At 55.9% G+C, this 18,493-nt stretch carries 12 protein-coding genes; 7 read left to right on the forward strand and 5 right to left on the reverse strand.

Annotation, left to right across the window (positions count from 1 at the left end; translation table 11 throughout):
• Positions 1–98 precede the first annotated feature (98 nt).
• Entirely contained in the window at positions 99–1,418 is a 1,320-nt protein-coding gene (locus tag PQR02_RS02515) for an oligosaccharide flippase family protein (RefSeq protein ID WP_408224943.1), read from the forward strand.
• Positions 1,419–1,423: 5 nt separating this feature from the next.
• On the opposite strand, the gene PQR02_RS02520 is transcribed toward PQR02_RS02515, so the two are convergent.
• Positions 1,424–2,446: a GNAT family N-acetyltransferase gene (locus PQR02_RS02520; protein ID WP_408224946.1), complete on the reverse strand. Its 1,023-nt coding sequence runs from the start codon at positions 2,444–2,446 to the stop codon at positions 1,424–1,426.
• A gap of 906 nt (positions 2,447–3,352) precedes the next feature.
• Between PQR02_RS02520 and PQR02_RS02525 the strand changes: the two genes are divergently transcribed.
• Genes PQR02_RS02525 through PQR02_RS02540 form a run of 4 tightly spaced genes read left to right on the forward strand, consistent with a single transcriptional unit; the run spans position 3,353 to position 9,844 of the window.
• Positions 3,353–5,680 (forward strand): GNVR domain-containing protein, encoded by a 2,328-nt coding sequence (locus tag PQR02_RS02525; protein WP_408224950.1) that lies wholly within the window; start codon positions 3,353–3,355, stop codon positions 5,678–5,680.
• 41 nt (positions 5,681–5,721) lie between these two features.
• Complete coding sequence (locus PQR02_RS02530; RefSeq protein ID WP_408224953.1) at positions 5,722–7,272, forward strand: endo-1,3-alpha-glucanase family glycosylhydrolase; 1,551 nt, start codon at positions 5,722–5,724, stop codon at positions 7,270–7,272.
• Between the two features lie 40 nt (positions 7,273–7,312).
• The gene (locus PQR02_RS02535; RefSeq protein ID WP_408224956.1) at positions 7,313–8,713 is read left to right on the forward strand and encodes a hypothetical protein; all 1,401 of its coding nucleotides are present in this window, start codon (positions 7,313–7,315) and stop codon (positions 8,711–8,713) included.
• Between the two features lie 12 nt (positions 8,714–8,725).
• Positions 8,726–9,844 (forward strand): GNAT family N-acetyltransferase, encoded by a 1,119-nt coding sequence (locus PQR02_RS02540; protein ID WP_408224959.1) that lies wholly within the window; start codon positions 8,726–8,728, stop codon positions 9,842–9,844.
• 260 nt (positions 9,845–10,104) lie between these two features.
• On the opposite strand, the gene PQR02_RS02545 is transcribed toward PQR02_RS02540, so the two are convergent.
• From PQR02_RS02545 to gmd, 4 genes are all read right to left on the reverse strand, one after another.
• Positions 10,105–10,950, reverse strand: coding sequence for a hypothetical protein (locus PQR02_RS02545; RefSeq protein ID WP_408224962.1), 846 nt, complete (start codon positions 10,948–10,950; stop codon positions 10,105–10,107).
• 309 nt (positions 10,951–11,259) lie between these two features.
• A complete protein-coding gene (locus PQR02_RS02550; RefSeq protein WP_408224965.1) occupies positions 11,260–12,015 on the reverse strand; it encodes a class I SAM-dependent methyltransferase in 756 nt (251 codons plus the stop codon).
• Positions 12,016–12,244: 229 nt separating this feature from the next.
• The gene (locus tag PQR02_RS02555; protein ID WP_408224968.1) at positions 12,245–13,207 is read right to left on the reverse strand and encodes a GDP-L-fucose synthase family protein; all 963 of its coding nucleotides are present in this window, start codon (positions 13,205–13,207) and stop codon (positions 12,245–12,247) included.
• 5 nt (positions 13,208–13,212) lie between these two features.
• Positions 13,213–14,331: a GDP-mannose 4,6-dehydratase gene (gene gmd, locus PQR02_RS02560; protein WP_408224971.1), complete on the reverse strand. Its 1,119-nt coding sequence runs from the start codon at positions 14,329–14,331 to the stop codon at positions 13,213–13,215.
• 2,003 nt (positions 14,332–16,334) lie between these two features.
• Between gmd and PQR02_RS02565 the strand changes: the two genes are divergently transcribed.
• Both PQR02_RS02565 and PQR02_RS02570 read left to right on the forward strand, forming a co-directional pair.
• A complete protein-coding gene (locus PQR02_RS02565) occupies positions 16,335–16,784 on the forward strand; it encodes a hypothetical protein (RefSeq protein ID WP_408224974.1) in 450 nt (149 codons plus the stop codon).
• Positions 16,785–17,334: 550 nt separating this feature from the next.
• On the forward strand, positions 17,335–18,264 hold the full coding sequence (locus PQR02_RS02570; RefSeq protein WP_408224977.1) for a hypothetical protein: 930 nt from the start codon (positions 17,335–17,337) through the stop codon (positions 18,262–18,264).
• Positions 18,265–18,493: the final 229 nt, after the last annotated feature.

Below are 18,493 nucleotides of genomic sequence, written 5' to 3' on the forward strand. Positions count from 1 at the left end.
ATTTGCGCAGTGACGCGCACTGCTGAATTGTGACATGCACTATGATCATCAAGACGCGTTGAAAAAATCCTGCTGTATCCAATTGGAGGCCGGTTCCCTTGCTATCGAATGAGATCTCTTTCAAGAGTCGATGCCGGTCACTGTGGCTTAGCGGGGCCATTGCGGTCTTGCTCCAGCAAGGCCTCATGCGCGCGCTCGTCGGCATCAAATTTTTGCTGATCGCCAGAATTCTGGGTCCGGCGGCAGTTGGAACCGTTGGCATTGCGCTACTGGTGTTGGCAATCGCTGAAGCGGTGAGCGACACCGGGGTCGGACAGGCCATCGTGCAAAAAGCTGCGCCTCCCAGCAACACGGAATTGGGTGCGACGTGGTCGTTGCTCATTTTAAGAGGCCTCTCCATTGGTATCCTCATGGTCGCACTCGCACCGTTGCTTTCGCGCCAGTTCCATGTTCCTGGTGCAATGCCATTGTTGCTTGGGACCGCAGCGGTCCCGGTCCTGCGAGGATTCGCATCGCCTTGCCTGTCGGTCTGGGCGCGTGATCGTCAGTTCTCGCGAATCGCTATCCTTGAGTGTTGCACCGCGGCGCTGGACTTCACGTTGGCGCTGACCGGGGCACTGCTTGGAATGGGGGTGTACGCCGTACTCGGTGCAATGATTTTCTCGGAACTTGTCCGAAGCATCACTCTGTTCATCATGAGTAATCCCGCGTGTCGGCCAAACCTTCGACTGGGCGCGATCAAGCATTACACGGTGTACAGCCGTTGGATCTGGGCTGATAGCGTCGCTAACGGCCTGTTGCTTAACCAGTTCGACCGCGTAGTGGTCGGGAAGTGGTTCGGGCCCGTGAGTCTGGGCGTCTATCAAATGACGTCGAAACTGTCGCAGATGCTGTTGTTCGATTTTCTCTACGCAGCTGCCCAATATCTTTTTCCTACGTTCTCGTCGCAGTTTCGTCGATCCCACGAGGAGGCGTACCACGCCTTCAGACGCTATATCGTGGTGATCGTCATTGGAATCACGGTGGTATTCGTATACGCGCAGATTAGTGCGAGCATGATCATTACAGTATTGTTGGGTCCGAGTTGGGAGAACTCCACGCCCTTCTTCCGACTTGCGATGATAGGTACTGCATTTAGGGGAGTGGGGACGGTCGTGACCGCCTATCTTCGAGCTACGAACAGGCCTGGCATCGTTACGCAGAGCCTGGTGGCGCAGATTTGTGTGCTGCTCGTCGCCGTACCCACCGGTGGCTATTGCTGGGGGCTCAATGGAGTGATCGCTGGGCTGGTTCCGGGTGCATTTGTTTCGACGGCATGGATGCTGTGGGCCAGTTTCAGGCCTTACAAGGCGGCTCGCGGCATCGAGCTTGGTCAGAGTCAGATGACTCACCCGGTTGGCGATGCCACGGATCCCTGAAGGGCTCATAGGGTGGCCCCATTCGAAGTCCGCGAGAGAATGCGTCGATGTAGGGTCTGAGCCAGGGAGTAGGTTGTGGTCATTCTTTCAGCCTCGATGCGCTGATCAAGGGATCCACCGAAAGAGGAAAGGAAGCGATAGATCGAAGGACTCGCTATTCCATCAAGGTCAAGCACCAGTTTCCGCTGGATGGCGATCTGGATCGCGTTCCATATCAGCAGGCTGATCGAGCCGCTATGTGCCTCTTGTGCCCGTGTCGTCAGTAGGTAGTACATGGTCCGGCTGTCCCAGACCAATCCCACGGCTGCGACCATGACGCCGTCCGTCGAGTATGCTCCGATTATGGTTCCCGCATTGCGATAAATAAACGCCTTTACTAGGTCACCCATAACTTGCGTACCGTAGGCATTTCTCTGTTTGCGATCCGCCAGATTTGCGTTATAGAAATTCAGGAAATCATCTGCGGACGGTACGGTCTTGACAGTTAGCTCCTGCTCCGCCTTGACTATCAGGTTTCGCGTGTACTTTCGGATACGGCGCCATGCCTCCTCGCGGGTCTGTTCACAAGAGATTCTGAACGTAAAGCCGAGTGAGACGTTATAACCATTCAGAGAAAATGCCACCGCGTCCCTGATTCGAGGATCGAATACCTGAAAGAACCTGTCAACGCGTGGAATCTGTTCGATAAGCTTGGTAGTGACAGATACCCGGTGCTGGAACTCCGCCATCGGTGACTGCCCGCTATCGACAATCAGCGGGCCAAGCGTTCTCGTGAGCGGGGGATTGACGCACGCCCGCCATACCCCCTTTCTGGAAACGTAGTAAGGCATCTCTCCGACAATTGTTCCGCTTTCCTCGACAGTTGCCAGGGTCCATCGACCGCCGGATGCGATATCCAGCCACCACGTCTCGTGGAAGATAGACCGCTCGCGATCAAGAATTAAATTGCTCGGGGTAAGCACCCGTCGTGGCGGAGGAGCTGGGCCATTGCGGGACACTGCTTTGGATGCCTCAGAGATCGGAAACATGCCTTCTCCGCTTTGTCGGGCGCATTTCGCCCGATTTAAATGGGTGCATTCGGCTTACTGGGATGCGCCGCGTCCTACTTGAATGAGTCAGGAGCGAGCGCAGCGGGTTATGCCGGTGCAAGACATTTGTCAATCTGGAAGCGGGAAGTTGCAGCCTCTAAGCGGCGTTCGCTCAAAACGGATGCAAGCAACCATGCCAACCGGCTTCGATGTCGATTCTCGTCCAAACCGCATTTTCCACTTTGAGCGCGAGCATACAGATGCTTCGAAAAGACGCAACGCATTACCAATGGCGAGATTTGCTTCGCAAAATATGAAGCTTCCTGCCGGGTCATGCCACTGAACAACGCTTTTCTAGCCATTGGATATCCTCCGTGTGTAGAGATCTTGATCCCTAGCCGACTTAAGTGTCGCGCCGATCCCACAACACCTATTTTTTTGACGGTTCGTACTCCAGATGGTGTTGGAGCGAATGCGATGACGCGCAGGCTGCGCCCTCGAGTTTAGGGCGGTTGTCTTGCAAGGAGAAGGAGAAAAATAGGCCTAAAGGTCCCCCAAAGGCGCTGATGGGACTTGATTCATGGAAGTCGGCTTGAGCATAGCCCACAAAAAAAATCGTAACAACCGAAAGGATAGCTGGTAGAAACCCGTAACTTTTCTTGTGAGGAATTAAATTAGTAGCCTTTTTGATTTTTGTCGCTGTGAAATATGTAAACGGGCAAGATGAAAACTCCCACGCAAACGTTTTGTGCCCTGTGATCCTTGTGGTGCAATCTCGTATGTTCGGTAGGACACAGACCATACGAGGATCTGGAAGCTAGGGTTGGGGCGGTGAAGTCAGAGTGGTCGAATTGTGTAGGTGCAGCGAAACGAGAACTTATTTCTGTTTTTGCCGGAGCTCTACAGATGCCTAAGGACTTCGAAATGAGTGATGCTTTCCGACGCGGTGAAAGAGTCGATATGGTAGCGGAGCCGTATGTGCGGTTCCTGAAAAGTAACTATAAGGTTATCGTTATTACAGTCTTCACTCTTGGGTCGCTCGCCTCCGCCTACGCATTTCTCGAACCTCCGGTATATGAGACGTCGATCCTGCTTCAGGTCCAGGACCCGACCGAATCGTCCAGCCGGAGTTCACTGGGAGATGTCTCGTCCCTGTTTGCCGTCAAGCCTCGCGCAGCAACAGAGATCGAAAAAATTACGTCTCGCGGCATTCTGGCGGCTGCGATTGCCCCCATGCATCTGGACATCTCGCTGACCCCGCGGCGCGGCATTTTAGGTCGCGTGCAAGAAAGGTTCAGGCAGGCTTGGCGCCGGATAGCAGGCGTTACGGTGAGCGAATCTCCCCGGAGCTCGGCTTCTGTTGCTGAGCTGCCGGGACAGCTGAGACGCAAACAATTGGAAGTCGTGTCCGAAGGAAACGGACGCTATCGGCTCCTGGTCCCTGACAGCGAAGAGAGTTTCGAAGGAACGGTTTCGACGTTAGAGAATTTCAGATCGCGGTACGGCACCATCTCCATCAAGATTGATTCTCTTCCTGGCGATGCGGGACAGGCTTTCGTCCTTCGGCGTCGCTCCCAGTCGGCGATAGTTGACGAGCTCCAGAATAGCTTGAACGTTAGCGAACGCGGGAAGGAATCGAATATACTCAGCGCGTCGCTGGAAGGGACCGATCCGATTTTTATTCAGAAAGTTCTGCGTGCGATCGGTACGACATATGTCTCGAGTGAGGCAGCGAGGAAGAGTAGGGACGCGCAAAAGTCGATCGAGACACTTAGCACGGAACTTCCGGCACTCAAGGCGCAGATAGAACAGTCCGAGGACCGGTATAGCCGGTTCAGAAACGAGACGGGATCGCTCAACCTTGGTGAGCAGGGAAGCGTAGTCATCAAACAGTTGGCCGACGTCCAGGCAAAGGTCACTGATCTTCAGATGCAGCGCGAGGAATTGTTACGTCGCTTCACGAGCAGTGACAGCAGCGTACTCGCGGCGAACCGGCAGATCACAACGTTGACCGCGCGTGCCGAGCAATTGGAGAAGGAAGCAAAGACATTGCCAGAGGTCGAGCAGCAAGCGCTTCGGCTCTCACGCGACATCACCGTCAACAATGAGCTATACGCGGGCTTACTCGCGAATATGCAGCAGTTGCGCTTCATTAAGGCGGGCAGAGTCGACGAGGTGCGGCTGATCGACGATGCGACTCTTCCGGAAAAGCCAGTAAAACCACGGCGATGGTTAATCGTGATGCTCGGAGTCCTGTCTGGTGCGTTTCTGGGAACGATTTTGGCGCTTGTCAGGAAACTGTGGTCAGGGAAGATCGATGGTCCCGACGATATATCGCGGGGCTCAGGTCTGCCTGTCTTCGCGAGCGGAGCGTTCAGTGAGTTATCGAGCAATGCTCTGTTTCGACGAAGCGCAGGCACTGTCCATAATGGGACGGCGACCAGGATTGCTCAAGGTAACGTTTCGTCGAGCGAAAGTTTGCGGCGATTTTGCGCGGCCTTCCAATATCAGATGCACCAGGCCGGCTCTCACATTGCTCTCTTCAGCGGGGTCAACGCGCGAACGGGAACGTCGTTGATCGCCGAGCACGTGGCCGGCCTACTCGCTCAAGGCGGCGCTCGCGTGTTGTTGGTAGACGGAGATGCTCGCCACGGCAGCTTATCTCGGCAACGAAACGCCGGGTCTGCGCCGGGACTGTCGGATTTGATCTCCGGTCGTAGCACGTTCGAAAAGGGTGTTCGTCTAGGCTCGGAAAGGGGCTTTGACTTTTTGCCGCATGGACTCCAATCGGATGGCTCCCTCGGCTGCCTTTCAAGGGACGCTCTGCAGCAATCGCTGTCGTCGCTTCGTGATCGTTACGAGTATGTGATCCTGGACTGCGCACCGGTGCTAAGCGCAGCGGAGACGCTCGTGCTTGCGCATCAAGCGGGATGCGTGTTCGTTGTCGCGCAATCAAACGCTTCAAGGCTCGCAGATTTAGAAGCTTGCATCGAAGCTTTTGAATCAGTCGGCGTTCGTACAACCGGAGCTCTGCTCAACACTGTTGGACGTAAGAAGAGCCGTTTGAACCCCAACAAGCTCGCGACTGTTCCCGCTGCCGGGGGCGAAACGCCGCAGGCTGCCGGGTACACGCGTGGTTCATCCAGCGCGTTTGGGAGCTCCTCGCTCACAAGGCAACGCGGTTCGATGCGGGACGGTATGACGCATCGTCCCACGGGACTTCACGACGCGTGAACGATCGAACGATATGCGGCGTAGTCCGAGCCGCTTTAGCCATGGGTTCCGGAATCAGCGTCCGCCGGGCCGTGGTGTCTCTCGAGCTTGCGTTGGTGCTTTCGATGGCACAGTCGGCAGCGCAATGTGCCACCGATCTTACGAGCGAACAATGGCGTGCTTTGCAAGCGGACGCACAGTCACTTGTTGACGCAGAATCACCGCCGACGGTTTGGCCATTCGCAATCACCGCCGCAGTCGGAGGTGGGTCGGGACTTCGTCCCCATGTGTTTGCTCATTACCTTACTCCGTTTCCTCTATCGCTCGATAACCTGCCTGCAGCATCTGATTACTACTGCACGCAATACCTGAGCCCAAATGGGGAGAAGAACAAGTTCTTGAGCGTTGGTGGCTATTTGCGCGATCGGCCGATACCTTTGACACCGTACGACTTCAAGACATATAAGGAACGCGCTCTGGCCGTGGAGATGCTGCGCGCCAGGACCATCGGCATAGATGGTTTTGGAGTTGATCTGATGCAACTCAACCAGGGCACGCAATGGGACGATGTGATGCGTCTTTACTCAGTTGCAGAGAAGGCCACGCCGAACTTTGCCATCCTGGCCGAACCGGATATGTCGGCTCTCGCCGGCGCTAGTGCGAAAGAAATGGTCGCGGCGATACGAGTTATCGCCGGGAAGAAATCTGCGTTTCGAGTTGCCGACGGCAGTTTGGCCATCGCGCCGTTTTACGCGGAGAATGTAAGTCCAAGTTTCTGGTCGGAGGTTGTTCAGGGGGCGGCCGCCGCAGGCGTACAGGTTACGCTGATCCCGATTTTATTAAACCCGTCCAAAGCTAGTGGCCTCCGCTCGATTGCCAATACGTTCTCATTCTGGGGCGTTCGCACCCCGTCGGAGTCGATAGGAAAAGGAGGATGGGAAAACCAGGCGCTTGCGACGATCGAGTCTCTCGGGGCGGACGTGATGATACCCGTCGCGCCACAGGATGCGCGCCCGAAAGATTCGATGTTTTGGGAAGCGCGCAATTCCGAACTGGTTCGGGATCAGTGGTCGCAAGTGCTAGCCAGTAACCCGGCCTACGTGCAGCTCGTCACGTGGAACGACTACTCCGAATCGACACATACCTCCCCTTCAGCCGGGACTGCGTTCGCGTTTTACGATCTCGCAGCGTACTACATCGAATGGGCCAGAAGTGGCGAGGCACCGCCAATTACCCGAGATACCATTATTTACTTTCACCGTAGGCAGCTCTTTTCCCCCGGCCGATCTTCTGCGCCGGAGACTCCTGTAGTGAAGATGGGGGAGGGGCCGGTGTTCAACGAAATCGAAATGATCGGCTTTCTAACGGCTTCTGCCACGATGCGAATAACTGTCGGCGGGGCCGAATATACGTCGAGCGGGAATGCAGGCTTAAATGTCTTCCGTGTGCCGGCCGTCGTCGGAACGCCGACGTTTTCGATTATCCGTGACGGGGCCTCTGTCGCTCAGGTAGCGTCGACCCATTCCATCGTCGCGGTAGGGAACGTGCAGGACCCGTTATATGTGGGCGGATCATCCGCGCGGACACCCATGGGGCTGGTATGCGTTCGATAGTCCAGTTCAGAGCGGTTGCCGAAACAAAATGGGGTCTCTTATGAAGAACGTGTCGAACGTGCTCTCATATTTGGCGCTAGGCATCATCCTGTGCACTGTGCAGCTCTATACGCTTGCTAATTGTCCAGCGATCACCCCGTTGGTATTTGTGTCCCAGATCCTATTGCTGGGTGTAGTTCTGTTGCATCTCGGCATGAATTTGTTCCACACGCAGCCTTCATTTCCAGACGCGTCCGTTGTCGTATTTGAAATTATTTTTCTGATCATTGCACCGGCTATTCAATTCGCGCACAACGCCAAAACTCTGGTCAATACTCAGCGGCTCGATGATACGTTTGCCGTGCAGTCAAACATGATATACGTTGTATTCATAGCATCCTATCTGGGAGGCCGCTTTCTCATTCCACCGCCTCATTCCCGGGGAGCAAGCCGCTTGCTGTCGACGCTGAAGATCAGATATGTTGCGCTTATCCCCACTCTAGTGGTCTGTGCAATCGCGGCGCTGAGTGCTTTTCAGTTCGCCCAACGTCTGCAAGCTGGGGACTTTGATGGACTTGACATCACACCGCTTGAGCTGATTCGACGCAAGTTATTCTTCTTCCTGATCTTCCCGGTTTTTGTACTGATTGTTTCATATCGTCCGCGTAGAATCGGGCCAATTTGGCTTGCGCTCGCGATATCTGCTTTCATTTTTCTGTTCCTTTGTCAAAATCCCGCTATCGAGAAGCGAAACACTCTCGGACCGATTTATCTGACCTTACTCGCGTTATTGTTTCGGCCGTGGCTGCGAAGCTCGCCGCGCGTATTTTGGTCGATTTTCGTCCTGAGCGGACTGTTTTTTCCAGTTTCTGAAATATTCACACACCATAGAGTCGACGAGTGGCCGATGCCACCGGCCGCGTACGAGAACATCTTCGCGGAACATTTTACTTCCACCGCCTATGACGCGTGGGCCAACACGGAGGCGGTTGTCGAGATGGTGAGCAGGGATGGAATCGCCTACGGCAAGCAGCTCGCAGGGTCGCTGTTGTTCTTTGTGCCCCACACAGCCTGGCCAGACAAGCCACTGGCGACCGGGATTGTAATAGGAGAGTTTCTATCGCGGAACTACACCATGTGGTTCTTTAACTTGTCCGCGCCATTGCCTGCAGAGGGATATCTCGACTTCTCCTGGGGGGGTGTCATTCTCTACGGTACATTACTTGGCTATTTTTCCCGTCGTATCGATGCACTGATTGAGTCTGCACCGCTGAGCCGAGCGCTGGGCCTCTATCTGTCGTTTTACCTGACATTTCTCTTGCGCGGATCTTTAATGATTGCCGTTGCTTATATCGTTCCTGTTTTTTTATCATTTCAATTCGTCTCTTTCGCGCTCACTTCGCATGGACGCAAGTTCCGGGAGGCCAAGCGCGCACCAGGACGCAGGTCTACAATCGGATAGGATTCCATTGAAATGAAGCAGCCACGGTTTGTCGACGGTTTAGGGATGCATTTTCATATTGTTCGGGAAACCAGCGAATTTCTCGCGTTGGAGGAGGAGTGGGACAGACTTTGGCGCACGTGCTCAGGGCAAAGCTACGAATCGTTTTATTTTTGCCGACAGTGCCTGGTCAATAACTCGTCCGCAGAGGATGTTCGATTGTGGTGCCTTACCGGCCGACGTAACGGACGATTGGCCTTGGTATGGCCTCTGGTTATCACCCGGCAAGGCATTTGGAAGGTGGTCCGGCCGCTTGCCGCAGGCGCCGCTGACTACACAGTGCTGCTTGTTGAAGCGGCGACAGCGACAGACATGGAAGAGGACATTGCTGCTGCATGGAAGATTGTGAGGTCCCGTAGCCGGGCAGACATTCTTAGCCTGCCTTACATTAGGGAAGACCGGGTACTTTACTCGCATCTGCCGCCGCTGAAGTTGCTTTCATTGGCTACAACGGATCACGCTCCGCTTGCCCGGCTGAGGAACGAGACGAGCTGGGAGACTTTTTCTCTCGGACTGCGCTCCAAAGCAAATAAGCGGCCAAAAGACCTTATTCGTCGGATTGGGCGCGAAGGTTCAGTCGCAATGAGGATTTATGGGCGCGAACATCCACGGCAATGCGAGGAGCTCGTCGATTGGATGTTGGCTCAGAAAGCGGAGTGGGCGAGGCGCACGGGTAAAAGCGGACACTGGATTGCCTCCACGGATTATCGTAACTTACTGGTGTCGCTGCTCACGCTTGCCCCACCGCACAACCCCCACTTGGTATTTGTGTTGACGTTGAATGAAAAGCCAATCGCTGCGTGTATTGCGGGGGTGGGTCAAGGCGTCGCCTACGGAATAATCACTGCGTACGATGATGCCTACGCCAAATTTTCTCCAGGGGTGGCGATCTTGGAGTATCAGATTCGATGGGCGATCGATCTTCGCATCGACCTGGACCTTGGGGTCGGTACTGAGACGTATAAACTTTTTTGGAGCAAAGACAATTTGGTCAGAACACTCAGCTTGACAATTCCGCTCAGCACTTTGGGGAGCGCGGCGCTTTTGGCCAAGCGGATCATTTCGTTGAAGGATAGAGGGAAAGGCAAGTAGTCGCTCCCGAAAACTTCCTTTTGCGGACCGCCGCCATTACGGCGATGCGAAATCGGCAATGCGGCGGCGAGCACAGGGAGATCGAATAGAGGCGCAAGAAGATGTGGCTTGCTTAGGTTACTCCCGAGGGTGTTAATCCCTTCCGGTTCACCGAGGTGAACCTTTGAGCGCGAGGCGTCGTCTTTCAGGCTTCGTCCCCCGCCGTATGCCGCATAGCGCGGGGTCCGATGGCGACATATGTCGCACCGCCATTTCCGACTTTAGCTCCGCTCGGGATGACGCTGAGTAACCTCGCGCAGATAGCAACCCCACGCTTGCAATTCTGCAAACGCCTGCACGCTACCGTACGCTATGATCGCATTCACCGCGCCGCTGGCGAGCCGGACCTGGATATCGGCGTGCTCGGGATGGTGCTCACCGAGTTCGCGAAGAAGCCGCCCCCACGTCTCGAGTTCCGCGAATGCTTGCGCGTTACCGTAGCGACTGATGGCGTTCACCGCGCCGCGGGCGAGCTGGAGCTGGATATCGGCGTGCTTCCGATGACGCTCTGCGATCTCGCGTAGATACCGGCCCCATACTTCCATATCTTCGAACGACTGCGCACTCCCGTAGTCACCGATGGCATTGACCGCACCGAGGGCGAGCTGGAGCTGGATTTGAGTGTGCCCGGGATGACGTTCGGCGAGCCCACGCAGATGCCGGCCCCACCTTTCCACGTCCGCGAACGCCCGCGCCTTGCCATAGCTAATGATGGCACTCGCCGCACCGCGGGCGAGATGGAGCTGGATGTCGGTGTGCTCGGGACGAGACTCGGCCAGTTCGAGCAGACACTGGCCCCATGTCTCCAGTTCTGCGAAGTCCTGCGCGCCGCCGTAGTCACCAATGGCGATCACCGCACCCCGACAAAACATTTCATCGAAGCGCTGATTTCCTTGGTCCTGGCTCTTCAATTCAAAAATAAGCCGGTCGACCTCGTACGCACGTCGTTGCGTACGCGCTTGCTGGACAAACAAGCCTAAAGCCGTGCCGTGGCGATTGGCGCCGCAAGGCCCCGCGACTTCACCCAAGCTTTGGATCAAGCTTGATTGCAAGGCTTCTCGTGACATGTCCGTCCTCCAACGTTATGAGGTTGCCTATCGCGAGGCAGAGTGTGGGAAGCGGGGACGCCCACGCGGCCTGGGCGGCTTTCTTCGGCGCCGGCATCAACAGGCAGAACATGCGGAATTGCCTGCGTCCACGGCACCAATTTTTCCGTTAAATCCTGGCTGGCAAACAACATCGTTCTCCACATGCCGGCGCATCGAGTTTTATGGCCCATTTGGCAACGAGATCAACGTCCAGGTGGGAGGGACATGAGACACTTAAGCCGCCAGGTCGACTAGACCGTTGTTGGACAGCCTCTCGAACGGAAATGCCTAATCCAGGTAAGCGGTTGAACCCTCGATATTTACTTGCCGTCGGCAAGCGGCTGACTCGCCGGGAATCGCGTTCTTGACGCTTTGCCAAACAACGACCGCGTCACTAGCGGTGGGACCGAAGTTGAGCTCATTCGGTGCGTATTCGTATGTGTCCGCACTCCAACGCCGAAAACCCGGTATAGCGTCTACTGCATCAGCAACAACCGGGTTGCAATAGACAATGAAAACGTGCTCGATAGCGTCGACTTCAAGTCCATTCAGCAAGCCTGACAGCACATCGCTCATGAGTGACTGTCCAAATGGGTTGTAGAGAAAAATGACGAGCTTGCCGGTTGGGAAGATTAATTCGCGTACGTCCGAAACGAGCGCTCGCATCTTTGTCCGATCGGGAAATCGCGTCGCTAGAATTCTGGCGTTGGCGTTGGCGTTGGCGTTGGCGTTGGCGTTAGCGCTCGCAACGAGGCCGCGGCTGATGTCGCAGCCGAGAACGGCGGAGAAGGGAAATTCGGTTGCTACAATCAGCGCTCGCCCCTTACCACACCCTAAATCCAGGAACGTATAGCCTTCGATTACGGGTAAGCTCTCCAATGCCCGCCGCACGATACTTGGTTGACAAACCATGTAAGCGTTGTTCTCGTCGCACGGTTGGTCATTAGTCAGCCTGTCTGAATCAACAAAGCCGCTCGTGTCAGTTCCAAGGATTCTGTCTATCGGATGCTGGCGATAGCATCCCGAATAGACACCCTTGATCAAAGGCAGATGTATGACGTATCTTCGGATCCTCGGAAGCATTAATGTCCGCTGTATCCCGTCGGGGATAGACACAATCAGGGAAGCGACGGTGGGCTTTATCGCACGCCTCAGTCTGGTTCGGACGGACACATTCATCGAAACCTCCGCAGGTTGACGGTTAGCAAGTCGACCGCGCTTGCATTGCGACCAAATACAGTAAGGTGAGCATCTATGCCGGCGCCTTGATATGTCAACGCCACCCAGGCAATGCGTGCTCTCTTTCCTTGTCAAAGCGCGCAACGAACTCGCGATACGTCGTTTCAATGCCCTCCCGCAGGCCGATGCGAGCGCGCCAGCCCATTCCGGCAAGACGCGACACATCCAGCAGCTTGCGCGGCGTGCCGTCCGGTTTCGACGTGTCGAACACAATCTGCCCGTCGAAGCCGACCACCTGTGCGACCTGGTGCGCGATCTCGCAAATCGAAAGGTCAGTACCAACGCCAACGTTCAGCAGTCCGCCGGTGACTTCCCGTTCGAGCACGAAAACGGTCGCGTCGGCGAGGTCGTCGACATGCAGGAATTCCCGTCGAGGTGAACCAGTTCCCCACACCGTCAGTACGTTGTCGCCGTGCAACTTTGCTTCGTGAGCTTTACGGATCAGCGCGGGCAGCACGTGGCTGGTACGCAGATCATAGTTGTCGTTGGGACCATACAGGTTGGTCGGCATCAACGCGACGAACTTCGTACCGTACTGGCGGTTGTACGCTTCGCACATCTTGAGCCCCGCGATCTTGGCGATGGCGTAAGGCTCATTTGTCGGTTCAAGCGGTGAACTCAACAAATATGTTTCCTCGATCGGCTGTGGACACGTCTTCGGATAGATGCAAGACGAGCCGAAGAACACGAGCCGAGTCACGCCGGCTTCGTACGCTGCGTGAATCACGTTGGTTTCGATCGCGAGGTTCTGATAGATGAAGTCAGCCGGCTGCGTGGCATTGGCGAGAATGCCGCCGACGCGCGCCGCCGCCAGTAGCACCGCGTCGATACGTTCGTCGGAGAAAAAGCGCCGCACGGCCGCTTGGTCTAGCAGATCCAGCTCGGCGTGGGTTCTTGTCAAGACGTGGATGTAGCCGTCCGCCTGCAGGCGGCGCACCAAGGCAGAGCCGACCATTCCACGATGGCCGGCCACAAAGATGCGTGCGGTCTTGTCCATAGCCATTACTCGTGACGTTCGAGGACCTTGAAGCCGGCAAGCGTCACCAGCGCGTCGCGGCGTGCGATCTGATAGTCGGCACGCACCATTTCCTTGACTAGCGTGTGGAAAGATGTCGACGGTTTCCAGCCGAGCTTCATATGGGCCTTGGACGGATCGCCGAGCAGTGTCTGCACTTCGGTAGGTCGGAAATAGCGAGGATCGACGCGCACGATCACGTCGCCCGGCGACAGGCGTATCTCCTTACCTTCGACCCGGTCGACCACCCCCACTTCTTCGATGCCTTTGCCTTCAAAACGCACTGTCACGCCTAGTTCGGCCGCCGCTGCCTGAATGAATTCGCGCACGCTGTATTGCTCGCCGGTGGCGATCACGAAGTCTTCTGGCTCATCTTGTTGTAGCATCATCCATTGCATCTCGACGTAGTCGCGTGCGTGGCCCCAGTCACGCAACGCCGAGAGATTGCCTAGATGCATGTCCTCCTGCAGTCCCACCGCGATTCGCGCAATGGCGCGCGTGATCTTGCGGGTGACGAAGGTCTCGCCGCGCACGGGCGATTCGTGGTTGAACAGAATCCCGTTGCACGCGTACATGCCGTAAGCTTCACGGTAGTTAACGGTGATCCAGTACGCGTATAGTTTTGCGACTGCGTATGGGCTGCGCGGGTAGAAGGGCGTGGTCTCCTTCTGCGGCATTTCCTGCACCAGTCCGTATAGCTCTGAGGTAGACGCCTGATAGAAGCGCGTTGTTTTTTCCATGCCAAGAATGCGCATCGCCTCGAGAATGCGCAGCGTGCCTAGACCATCCGCGTTCGCGGTGTACTCCGGCTCCTCGAATGACACGGCGACGTGGCTCTGCGCGGCGAGATTGTATATTTCGTCTGGTCGCACGCGCTGAATGATTCGCACGATACTCGATGAATCAGTGAGATCCCCGTAATGTAGGAAGAAATGCCGGTCAGCCGCGTGATGATCACCGCAAAGATGATCGATCCGGTCGGTATTGAACAGCGACGTGCGCCGCTTGATGCCGTGCACATCGTAGCCCTTTGATAGCAGCAGGTCAGCCAGATAAGAGCCATCCTGGCCTGTTACACCGGTAATTAATGCGACTTTTCGGGTCATTACGTTCTCCTTATTTTGACGCCGGATTGTGTTGCTGTGTGCCTCGGTTGATCATTCGCACCAAAAGCAGAAAGAAGTCGGCGACAGGGAAAAACGACGGTACCATCGCGTTCGCAATGCTCTGTAACGCATTCGTCTTAAGGTAGGCGGCAAACCCGCCGAAAATCATTGATCAAGCGGATTGTCGGTGAGCCGCACCGCATGACGATTGACACTGACAGTTGTGCAGGCAATACGGGACTGTGGGGATTGACCGCAACCAAGGCGTAAGTTGCCGGCGGCACTAGTGCGACTGGCAGCGGGCTGGTGTGTGTAGACGACTGCAGGAGTTGCTTTGGCGAGACTGCGAGCGCCCGTCCAGATGGAACTTTCACGCGCGGTCGTCGACTCATCGTCTGTACGAAGGGTGCGGGGGGGCGGCAAACTGCCCCGAACCCCGCGGATCGTGTGCGACCCGCCCGCCGAATTCATCATCTCGGCGCTCACAGTTGCCATATCGTTCCAACGGACGTTACAGGCACAGGCATAGCGGCAGAAAGGCAGGGTGACCCAATAGCTGAGTATTTCCAGCGGGTCTTGGAACGACGTTGGGAGTACACACGCATCATGTCGTCGGTTTATTCTTTCCGCATCCATCCAGTTCTCCTCAATTTTTCTAGGCGATCAGGGCTGATCTCGCCAGGCTTCCCCAGTCGCTTAAATTCTCATGCCGATCGCCATTGCGACCGTCAGTGCCGCTAATACGCCGTCGGGGCCCCGTCCGATCTAGGGTGATGGATCGGCGTCTCGCTAGATTCCGTGGCGCGCATCGTGGCAGCGCCCCTTTTCAAACCGTGTCAATCGATTAGTGAAACGAAAGCTAGGGCTCTTCCGAAGATACGCGGCAGCGCATAACCTTGCTTTGAGCTTTCGGGTGTCGCCCGCCCTTCACCGGTTCTGATCGAGCGAGCGTATCGACGGTTTGATTAACTGCGGGTCATGCAACACTTTGCCGGCTGAAAAGGCATGGACCATGGCGTACAAGTCTGGTCGATCCAATTTGTCCATAATTCTCGCTCCAGCTTTCGTGATGCGATTAACGAACAAGGTCGTACGCCCCTAATCCGGAACCAAGTCGGATTTACCTATGTCGTTTGCATTGGAGACAGACTAAGCCTGGATAACTGAAAAAGCAAAGCAAAAAAATAGTTCTGTAATCGTATGAAAAACACAATGTCCGAAAAAACCAGAACTTTAATGCTCAAAAGTCGGCTGAAATCGCCACTTCAGGTTGTGCGGGTGGTTCTGCAAATATTACCTTCTCCGCATCGAATAGCAATCTCGCGGAAAGCGAATATGTTGGATTGCGCTTATTCGAGCGATTATCTTGGGAATTGAAGTGCGCCAATCAAACATATCGCGTTCGGTTTCGTCCACTGGTTTTCAGAACCCTATGCGCGCTGGTGCACACAAAGATAAGAAATCTGGCTCGCGCAAGGCGCGTCAGGAGAAGTGCTTATGAACGGCTGTATCTATACGACTGTACTCGCAACGCTGGTACTGTGACGCTATTCGCGAATGGCCTGATTGTTGACATGAGCGCGTGGCGGCAAATGGCCGAACTAGCGGGCGGAAAGCAACTATCAACTGAGGCAGGAGCGCGAGCCTCGCATGCGGGGCTTTCGCGACACGAAAATATTTTTGTTCCGGTCCCTCGGCAGGTTGACGATGTCCTCATCGTGATCACTGTCCATCGCATGCCTTCGATCAAGTGGACGGAACGGCCACTTGTCGTCGTCGAGCGAGTGCTAAATCCGCAACCGCCTGAGGACACGTCGTCGGATCGTGGCGACAAACACGGGGGCTCTCATACGAGGGCCCGCAGACTTTGTCATGGAGCTTCTAGATTCATATTATCTAGCGTCGCCATACGTCAATTATTTCGACGCCGTCCATGCCTTTTTTTGCTCGACCGGAAGCGTTTATTCTCCATATGATGTCGCCTAAGCGAACACATCTCTCAGTTGAACCGCGGCTACCTCGCGATTGAAATGCGCGCGTATTCCGGCCTTGTCTCCCTGGCGCAAATGGTGTTGTTCATCCTGATGTACTGCGACGAAAAAGACCTCCGGCCGCTTGTTTCCGCGCTCGATGCGGCGAAACTCGTTCTACCGCCTCTCGCGGCCGCTTGCTGTAGCTCTGCGTGTCGGACAAGGCGTTTTAACTGGAATGTCGCGTGGACCCTGCTGTGGCAACGTAATTTAAGTTGCGCACACATGCATCACGAGTCCGGCAACACCGTGCCCTTCGGCCCCTCGTGCGGCACGCTTTTCTGGCGGACATTGTTGATGTACTGGCCGGATTGCCGGTCGTCTATCTTGTACACCCAGCAGGCGCACTGCCGGGAACGCTGGTTTGCCAAGAAGTTCGGTCTACTGCTGATCAGCGCAATACCTAACGTTTGCTGCGCGTAGAGGCCGGCGAGGAAGCGATGTTTTCTGTGTCGGAAGAGAGCGTCATGCCGGATGACTGGCGACGAGACCTAGGATGGGCGCAGGCCGTCGGCACTGAGCGCCAGGCGCGCGCGGCGTGCCGCTGGCTAGGGGCCAGTGAGGCGGATCTGCTGCCCTCCGAGCACTGCCACGTGGTCTTCGCCTCTTCAGCGGCGATCGGCGCGATTCTGATACAAGGAGGCGGCGATCTACGGCGAGCGGGTCGATGTTTCGCAGCTGAGACCCTGCGTACCGCCACTGCGGACTCCAGACATCCTGGCGCACATCAAGGAACGCGACGATACTGGTTTCGTTCGCTACATGGAGTAGCGGGCCGAGGAGATTGTCCGCAAAGGGCATCACCGCACTCGACACATTGAACCAGCGCGGTGGCCGCCGGTCGAGCCACTTCGGGCAATGGCGTGTACGGCAGAAGTGGTGGGCGATCTCCGTGCGCCCGGCCCCGCGCAGGCGATGATCGACAGGGTATGCTGTATGGCAAGTACCAGCAACCTGAGGCGGGAGCACGTAGATGACCGCACTTGCCAAAAGCATCGGCAACACCGGACGAGGCAATTTCAGTCTGTTGTTAGCGACCGTGGCTGTATGCTGCCTGTGCCATGGCCTGCTCGCGTTGGCGGCAGACGATGCTGCGAGGTTGCGCGGCAAATACGAGAGCCTGTCGCAACAGCTTGAACATAATCCGTTCCACCGCCCGCTGTATCTTGAATCGGCAGAGACGCCGACCGCGCTCAAGGGTGACATTTACGCCGTTGTCGACTACCCATTCGAAACGGTCAGCGGCGCGCTCAATGACCCCGTGGATGGCCCTGCCAACTGGTGCGATTTGCTGATACTGCACCTTAACATCAAGTATTGCCACGCGTCGACCAGCAGCAGCGGCAGCATCGTGAGCGTAAACATAGGTAGAAAAGTCGAACAGAAACTCTCGGACAGCTACCGCGTGCAATTCCATTACCACGCGTCAGCCACGAACCCAGAATACTTCCAGGTGGTGCTCAATGCCGACAGCGGCCCACTGAGCACAAAGGATTACCGTATCGTGCTCGAAGCGGTGGACATCGGTGGCGGCCGGACCTTTCTGCACCTGACCTATTCCTATAGTTATGGCATGGCGGGGAGGGTCGCGATGAAAACGTATCTGGCGACTATCGGCAGCGATAAGGTCGGGTTTACCACTGCCGGTGCTGCGTCCTCCGAACAGACTGAATACATTGGCGGAGTTCGCGGTCTGGTGGAACGCAATACGATGCGCTACTACCTAGCAATAGATGCCTATCTTGGCGCGCTATCCAACTCGCCGGACAAGCGTCTGGAGCAACGCCTGACGACCTGGTTCGACGCGACTGAACAGTATCCGCGACAACTACATGAGCTGGATCGGCAGGAATATCTGCAGATGAAACACAAGGAATATGAACGACAGCAGACGGAACAGTGAGCAGGCAACCGCCGGATGCGCTATAGGATCTCGGCGATTACCGTCATTCGGATATCCACATTGGTCAGGCGGCTACGGTCGTTCCCTTGACACTCACAGGCGGGGGTCTTCAATGATTGGTCTCACAAAAGCCGAATTCGTACGTTCAGCCCACAAGAGACCCTCGATCTCACGTTGTGAACGTCTTTGCCACGCCGTCATGAGACGTCTGCCAGTGGAGTTTCTACTA

Source organism: Paraburkholderia sediminicola, assembly GCF_046026895.1.
Classification (GTDB): Bacteria; Pseudomonadota; Gammaproteobacteria; order Burkholderiales; family Burkholderiaceae; genus Paraburkholderia; species Paraburkholderia sediminicola_C.